Source organism: bacterium (assembly GCA_020440705.1).
Taxonomy (GTDB): Bacteria; Krumholzibacteriota; Krumholzibacteriia; order LZORAL124-64-63; family LZORAL124-64-63; genus JAGRNP01.
The window spans coordinates 1-6,593 of record JAGRNP010000165.1 but is presented as its reverse complement, the minus strand read 5'-3'; the positions used below and the strand labels follow the sequence as shown (position 1 = coordinate 6,593).

Here is a 6,593-nt window from a genome sequence, read left to right as displayed (position 1 = left end):
GGCCGACCTGGGCGATCCGGCGGCGGCGGCGGGTCTGGCCGACGATGCGGCGGCGGCCCTCGGCGGGCTGGACGGCGTCGTCAACAACGCCGGCATCTACACGCCCCACGACCTGGCCGCGGGCGGCGACGGACCCTGGCTCGGCATCTGGCAGCGCACCCTGGCGGTGAACCTGACCGGACCCGCGCAGGTGCTGGGCGGCGCGGTGGCGCATCTGGAACGGGCCGGCGGCGGGCACTTCGTGAACGTGTCGAGCCGCGGCGCCTTCCGCGGCGAGCCGGAGGCCCCGGCCTACGGGGCGAGCAAGGCCGGCCTGAACAGCCTGAGCCAGTCCCTGGCCCTGGCCCTGGCCCCCCGCAACATCAAGGTGGTGGCGGTGGCCCCGGGCTGGGTGCTGACGGACATGACCCGTTCCTACCTGGCGGGCGCGGCCGGCGACGCGATCCGCGGCCAGTCGCCGCTGGGGCGCACCGCCACCGACGAGGAGGTGGCCGAGGTCGTGCTGCTGGCCCTCTCCGGACGGGCCGACGCCCTGACCGGCGCGGTCATCGACGTGAACTGCGCCTCCTACCTGAGGTGAGCGGGGATCGCGGCGGCGGCGGGGGTCAGGCGATGACGGCGGCGGGGTCGTCCGCGAGGTCGTCCGCGAGGTCATCCGCGAGGTCATCCGGAACGTCGTCCGGAAGGTCATCCGGAAGGTCGTTCGACCGGGCGCCCTGCCGCGGCGGCCCGTCGGCGTCGCCGCCGGCCGGCAGGTTGTCGGGGATGCGGATCGTGAACGTCGTGCCCCGGCCGACTTCGCTCTCGACGCCGATGGTGCCGTGGTGGTCGCTCACGATCCCGTGGGAGATCGACAGGCCCAGGCCGGTGCCCTGGCCCACCGGCTTGGTGGTGTAGAAGGGCTCGAAGATGCGGTCGCACATGGTCGGCGGGATGCCGCGGCCGTTGTCCTGGATCGAGACGATCACGTGCCCGTCCCGGTGGGCCGTCGTCAGGAGCACGCGGCCGTCCTTCTCGATGGCGTGGGAGGCGTTGACCAGCAGGTTCATGAAGACCTGATTCAGGCGCCCGATGTTGCAGCGGATCCGCGGCAGCGGCGCCAGGTCCTTCTCCACCTCGCACTTGTACTTCAACTGGTTCCAGACCATGCGCAGGGCCGTCTCCAGGCCCTCGTTGAGGTCGGCCTCGACCATGGCGTCCTCGTCGGGCCGGGCGAAGCTCTTCAGGCTGTTGACGATCTCGGCGATGCGTTCGGCCCCCTCCTGGCTCTCGGCGATGAGCTGGCCGATGTCCCCGAGCAGGAAGGCGAAGTCCTCGTCCGCGAGCGCCGCCGCGAGGTGGGCCCGGAGCTCGGGCGCGTCCAGGGGCGTGCCCGCCGTCCGCGCGGCCACGAGGGGCGCCACGAGGCCGCACAGGGCATCGGCATAGTCCTGCATGGTGCCGAGATTGCTGGTGATGAAGCCGACCGGGTTGTTGATCTCGTGGGCGACGCCGGCGGCGAGCTGTCCGATCGAACTCATCTTCTCGGACTGGATGAGCTGGTTCTGGTTGGCCCGCAACCGGCGGTTCAGGGTCTCGAGTTCGTCGTTCTGCCGGATCAGCTGGGACTCGGCCCACTTGCGGTCGTCGATGTCCTGGAGCGATCCGGCCATGCGGCGGGGGTGGCCCTCCTCGTCGCGGAAGACCTGGCCGCGCAGGTGGAACCAGCGCAGGGAGCCGTCGTCGCGACGGACCCGGAACTCGAGGTCGGGACGGGCTCCGCCGTCGGCGCCGAAGCGCAGGGCGCCCTCGAGCGAGGCGCGGTCATCGACGTGGCAGCAGGCCAGGAGCACGGCGATGCCGGGCTCGACGCCGCGCGGATCGAGGTCGAGCAGGTCGTAGACGCGGGGCGACCACCACATGCCGTCGTCGGCCAGGTCGGGCCAATCCCAGAAACCGTCGGCGGTGCCGGTGGTCATCAGGTCGAGCCGCTCCTCGGATTCCATGAGCTGGGTGGCCATGGACTCGCGCAGGTTGAATTCGACGTTCAGGATCTCGTGGGCCCGCACGAGCTCCTCGGTGCGTTCGGCGACCCGCTGCTCGAGCTCGCCCTGGTGGCGCACGAGCTCCGCGCGGGTGGTCTGCAGGCCGGCGGCCATCTCATCGAGGGCGGCGGCGGCGGCCCCGATCTCGTCCGCGCGGGGCAGGGCGAGGCGCCGGTCGAGACGGCCCTCGCGGATGTCGTCGGCGAAGGTCGCCATCTGGCGGAGCGGCCGCAGGAGGCTGCGGGCGAGGCCGAAGCCGAGCACCGCCGTGAGGGAGGTCGTCGCCAGCAGCAGCAGGGTGAGGCGCCGGTTGGTGCGCCGCTGGCGGTCGATCAGCGCCGTCGACATGTCGCGGTGCTCGCCGGCGATGCCGGCGGCGATGTTCATGGTGCCGGTCTCGATCTCGACCGCGAGCGGGGCCGCCTGGCGCGTGGCGATGTCGAGGGCCTGATCGAAACTGCCGACGTCCACCAGCGACGCGACCCACTCGCGGCTGAAGCGCCAGGCCTCCAGGTCGTCGCGCACCGACTGCACCACGGACGGATGCCCGTGCCACGACGCCTGCAGGGTCTCCAGTTCGTCCCAGGCTTCGGTCCAGGACGAATCGGCCCGGGCCAGTTCCCGGGCGGATGCGGCCGCGTCCGCCGCCAGGGCGGCGTCCTTGAGGTGGCGCTGCATGTGGAGGACATCGGACCGGATCGCCGCCGAGGCCCGGCTTTCGTCGGCGGCGCTGGCAAAAAGTCCATCGAAACCGTGGGACATGGTCGTGGCCGACCGGATCCCGAAGACCCCGGCCAGGCCCGACAGGGCCACGACGAGGCCGACTCCCGCCGTCAGGCGGCGTCCGATGGTGCGCAGACCGGGCACGTCGACTCCTCCCGCCGCGATCGGGCGCGACGGTTCGGGCGAGTGGATATGTGTTTTCTTTATCGACAGGGACCCGGGGGGGCTTGAGCGGAGCCTATTCCACCTCGTTGAAGGCGCCGCCGATGCCGATGGGCACGTGCTGGAGGGTGCCGAAGGTCAGGCCGAGGAGCAGGCGGTCGTCCTGGTTCAGCGAGGCGAAGAAGCCGGGGCGCATGGGCCCCAGCTTGATCAGCCCGGGGTAGAGATTCAGCCGGTAGCGGTAGTCCTTGGTGCGGGCGAAGAGCAGCGAGGCCATGAGGCTGTTGTCGCGGTCGTAGAAGAGCCCGCCCGAGACCGCCAGATCGACGGTCTTGCTCACCTCGTCGATCTTGAACAGGTTCTTGGGCACCAGGCCGAGGCCGAAGGAGAAGCAGTCGCCGTCGGGCCGGGTGAAGCTGAGGCCGAGCTCGGCGTGGGTGCCCCAGTGGTAGAAGAGGCTCGTGCTGCCGCGCTCGTTCAGGTGGTACTTCACGGCGTAGTTCTGGCCGTTGTTCACCAGCTCGTGGGTCTCCGGCAGCCACACCGGCTGGTAGGACCAGTCGGCCATGTGCAGGGTCTCGCCGAAGAAGCGGGCGATCGACTCGTTGCTGAACAGGATGATGCCGGCGGGATTGAAGAGCCAGAAGTCGGCCACCGGGTCGGTCGTCGGGCCGAGGTAGCCGTCGTTCTCGACCACCTCGTTCAGGAAGTGGTAGGCGAAGATGGTCGCGCCGGCCCAGGCCCTGGGGTGGTCCACGTCGTGGTAGGAGTAGTACTCGACCATCATGCGGTAGCTGAAGCCGCCGCCCACCAGGTGGTTCATGTAGTTGGGCCAGTACTGGGCCTGTCCCGAGTTGATGGAGATGGGCAGCACCTCGCGCGAGAAGAAGTCCCAGAAGCCGTTGATGCTGATGGACCAGTGGGGGTTCAGCAGGTTCTGCGTGACGTTGCGCATGCCGCGCCCGTACTGGATCTTGCCCGGCCGGTTGTCGCGGCTGCTGACCTGCATGATGCCGTAGCCGCCGTTGATGATGAGCCGCAGCGGATGGATCAGGGACTGGCTGCCGTAGTCGTAACCCTTGTAGAACCAGTAGTTGCCCTGCTTGCCGGGGATGTGCGGCGAGTCGTCGAGGTACTCCACGTCGGCCCGGGCGTCGGCGTCGGCGCGGACGGTGTCGCCCGGGGCGTCGGCCGCACGGGCCGCCCCGGGAACCGCTGCCGCGGCCCCGACCACGAGGGCGAGGAGGATGACGAGTCTGCGAGCGTTCAAACGAGATCCACGATGGACCCGAAGTCCGGGTCGAAGAGCCTCTTGTAGATGCGGATCGCGAAGCCGTCGGTCATCCCGGCGAGGTAGTCGCAGATGATGCGGGCCCGGCGCGCCGGGTCGTCGCCGGCGCGGGACATCTCGGCCTCGAAGTCGCGCGAGAGCAGGGACAGGGGCGGGCTGCCCTCGCCAAGATAGTGGGCCGTCAGGGCGTTGTACAGCCGTTCGAGCATATGGCCGCCCTTGTACTCGAGCTGGCACACCTGGGGCGAGCGGAAGACCAGGTTCACGGCCAGCCGGGCGTACAGCTTCTGCTCCCGGACGATCTCCTCGTCGAGCACCATGCCGAAGCGGTAGCGGTTGGTGACGTCGGACATGAAGTTCTCGCGTTCGACCAGCGAGCAGGCCTCGACGAAGGTGCCGATCTTGCGGTTCATGACCCGCTCGAGGTTGCCGTCGCCGATGGCGGTCACGAGGTCGTCGAGGAGGCGGGCCTCGGCGGCGGTCAGGTCCTGGTCGGCGGCCCAGCGGTTCACGCGCCCGATGGTGACGAAGCCGGCGTTGGCGCTGTCGACCAGGTCGTTCAGGCCGTAGGCCGTGTCGTCGGCCCAGTCCATGATCTCGCACTCGAGGCTGCGGAACGCGTTGCGGGCCCTGCCCGGCGCCAGCTCGGCGGGGAACGCGCGCCCGTCGAAGACGAAGTCGAGGTAGCGCTTCTGGTCGTCGTAGAGGAAGTGCTTCACCGGATCCGGCCATTCGGAGAAGAGCGTCTTGTACTTCAGCACGCCGTCCATGAAGGCGCGGGTGGGGTTCATGCCGCGGCGGCTGCGGCCGCTGGTGAAGATGATCTCGGTGATCAGGCGCAGGGTCTGGGCGTTGCCCTCGAAGCCGCCCCACTCCTTCATCAGGCCGTGCAGGCGGCTCTCGCCGGCGTGGCCGAAGGGCGGGTGGCCGATGTCGTGGGCCAGGGCCGCCGACTCGACCAGGGCCAGGTCGATGTGGAAGTCGGGCCCCAGCTTGTCGCTGCTGCTGTTGAGCCAGCGCGCGATGGAGCCCGCGATCTGGGCCACTTCGATGCTGTGGGTCAGGCGGGTGCGGTAGAAGTCGTACTCGCCCGAGAGGAAGACCTGGGTCTTGGCCTGCAGGCGGCGGAAGGCCGCGTTGTGGATCAGGCGGTCGCGGCCGCGCTGGAAGACCGAGCGGTAGTCCGGGTCGCGGGGATCGAGCTCCTCGCGGTCGAAGTCGTTGTAGAAGCCGTTGCTCACGGGATTCTGCTCCATCAGGGGGTTTCGGGGCCGCCGCTGCGCCGCTGCCGGATCGCCTCGAAGAGAAGGACCGCGGCGGCGGCGGAGACGTTCAGGGAATCGCCCGTTCCGTGCATGGGGATGGCCACGGCCGCATCGGCGGCCTGCTTCATGGCCGCCGACAGGCCGTCGTGTTCGGTGCCCAGGACGAGGGCGACCGGGCCCCGGAGATCGGTCTGGTCCCACGGCGACGCGCCCTCGGGCGTCACCGCCAGGATAGCGAGGTTCCGTGCGCGCAGCCACGCCAGGGCCGCGTCGGCGGGGGCCAGGGCGGTGGGCATGCTGAAGAAGGCGCCGCGCGAGGCGCGCAGGCAGTTGGGATTGTCGAAGTCGCCGGCGCGCCCGCACACGATCACCGCGTCGGCGCCGGCGCCGTCGGCGATGCGCAGGGCGGCGCCCAGGTTGCCGGGCTTCTCGACCTCCTCGAGCACGAGCACGAGGGGCGGGCGGTCCGCGGGCAGGACCAGGTCGGCGAGGGCCGTCGAGCGGCGCGGGGCCACCAGGAGCAGGCCGTCGGGCCGCTCGCGGTAGGCCACCTTGGCCATCACCGGCGGCGTCACCTCGACGCGCGGCACGTCGGCTTCGGCGAGGCGGCGGGCCAGGGCGGCGGTGGCGTCGTCGTGCAGCTCCGGGCAGGTCCACACCTCGGCGACGGCCTGGCCCGCGTCCAGGGCGCGGCCGATCACCAGCGGCTCCTCGATGAGGAACAGGCCGGTGCGTTCGCGCTCCCGCCGCTCGCGCAGGCGCACGAGGGCCTTCACGCGGTCGTTGGTCAGGCTGGTGATGTGCAGGAGGCTGCTCATGGGACTCCTCGGGGGCGCGGGGACCGGACCCGAAGGTAGCGCATGGGCGGCGGCGCCGGAAGCGGCAATCAGGCGTCGCGGGCGCGGCCGGCGAGGTCGGTCAGGGCGGCCAGGAGCGCGGGTTCGGGTCGCCGGGCGGCGAGATCCTTCAGGCGCCTCAGCTCTTCGAGCACGACGCGGCGGTCGCCGGCTTCGAGGCGCCAGCCGGCCAGCCGCACGCGGGCGGGCCAGCCGTCGGGGTGGGCCGCCACGGCCCGGCACAGGCTGATGATCGCCTCCTGGCGCCGGCCATCGGCGTCCTGCACCACGG

Annotated in this window: 6 protein-coding genes; 1 reads left to right on the top strand and 5 read right to left on the bottom strand. The window is 70.9% G+C overall.

The genetic code is table 11. The features are described 5' to 3' along the window. Nucleotides 1–580 (top strand): SDR family oxidoreductase (locus KDM41_16620; protein ID MCB1185050.1); only part of this gene is annotated, 580 nt, incomplete at its 5' end. 25 nt (nt 581–605) lie between these two features. On the opposite strand, the gene KDM41_16615 is transcribed toward KDM41_16620, so the two are convergent. From KDM41_16615 to KDM41_16595, 5 genes are all read right to left on the bottom strand, one after another. Continuing rightward, nucleotides 606–2,891, bottom strand: coding sequence for a PAS domain-containing protein (locus KDM41_16615; GenBank protein MCB1185049.1), 2,286 nt, complete (start codon nt 2,889–2,891; stop codon nt 606–608). A gap of 94 nt (nt 2,892–2,985) precedes the next feature. After that, the gene (locus KDM41_16610; GenBank protein ID MCB1185048.1) at nt 2,986–4,179 is read right to left on the bottom strand and encodes a hypothetical protein; all 1,194 of its coding nucleotides are present in this window, start codon (nt 4,177–4,179) and stop codon (nt 2,986–2,988) included. Beyond that, a complete protein-coding gene (gene dgt / locus KDM41_16605; protein MCB1185047.1) occupies nt 4,176–5,441 on the bottom strand; it encodes a dNTP triphosphohydrolase in 1,266 nt (421 codons plus the stop codon). Before dgt ends, KDM41_16610 begins: the two co-directional genes overlap by 4 nt. A gap of 14 nt (nt 5,442–5,455) precedes the next feature. Further along, the gene (locus tag KDM41_16600) at nt 5,456–6,283 is read right to left on the bottom strand and encodes an RNA methyltransferase (protein ID MCB1185046.1); all 828 of its coding nucleotides are present in this window, start codon (nt 6,281–6,283) and stop codon (nt 5,456–5,458) included. A gap of 68 nt (nt 6,284–6,351) precedes the next feature. Then, nucleotides 6,352–6,593 (bottom strand): hypothetical protein (locus KDM41_16595; GenBank protein ID MCB1185045.1); only part of this gene is annotated, 242 nt, incomplete at its 5' end.

Bases quoted from the DNA above. Each gene is read 5' to 3' on its own strand.
- KDM41_16600 (MCB1185046.1), bottom strand. From the start codon at position 6,283: ATGAGCAGCCTCCTGCACATCACCAGCCTGACCAACGACCGCGTGAAG.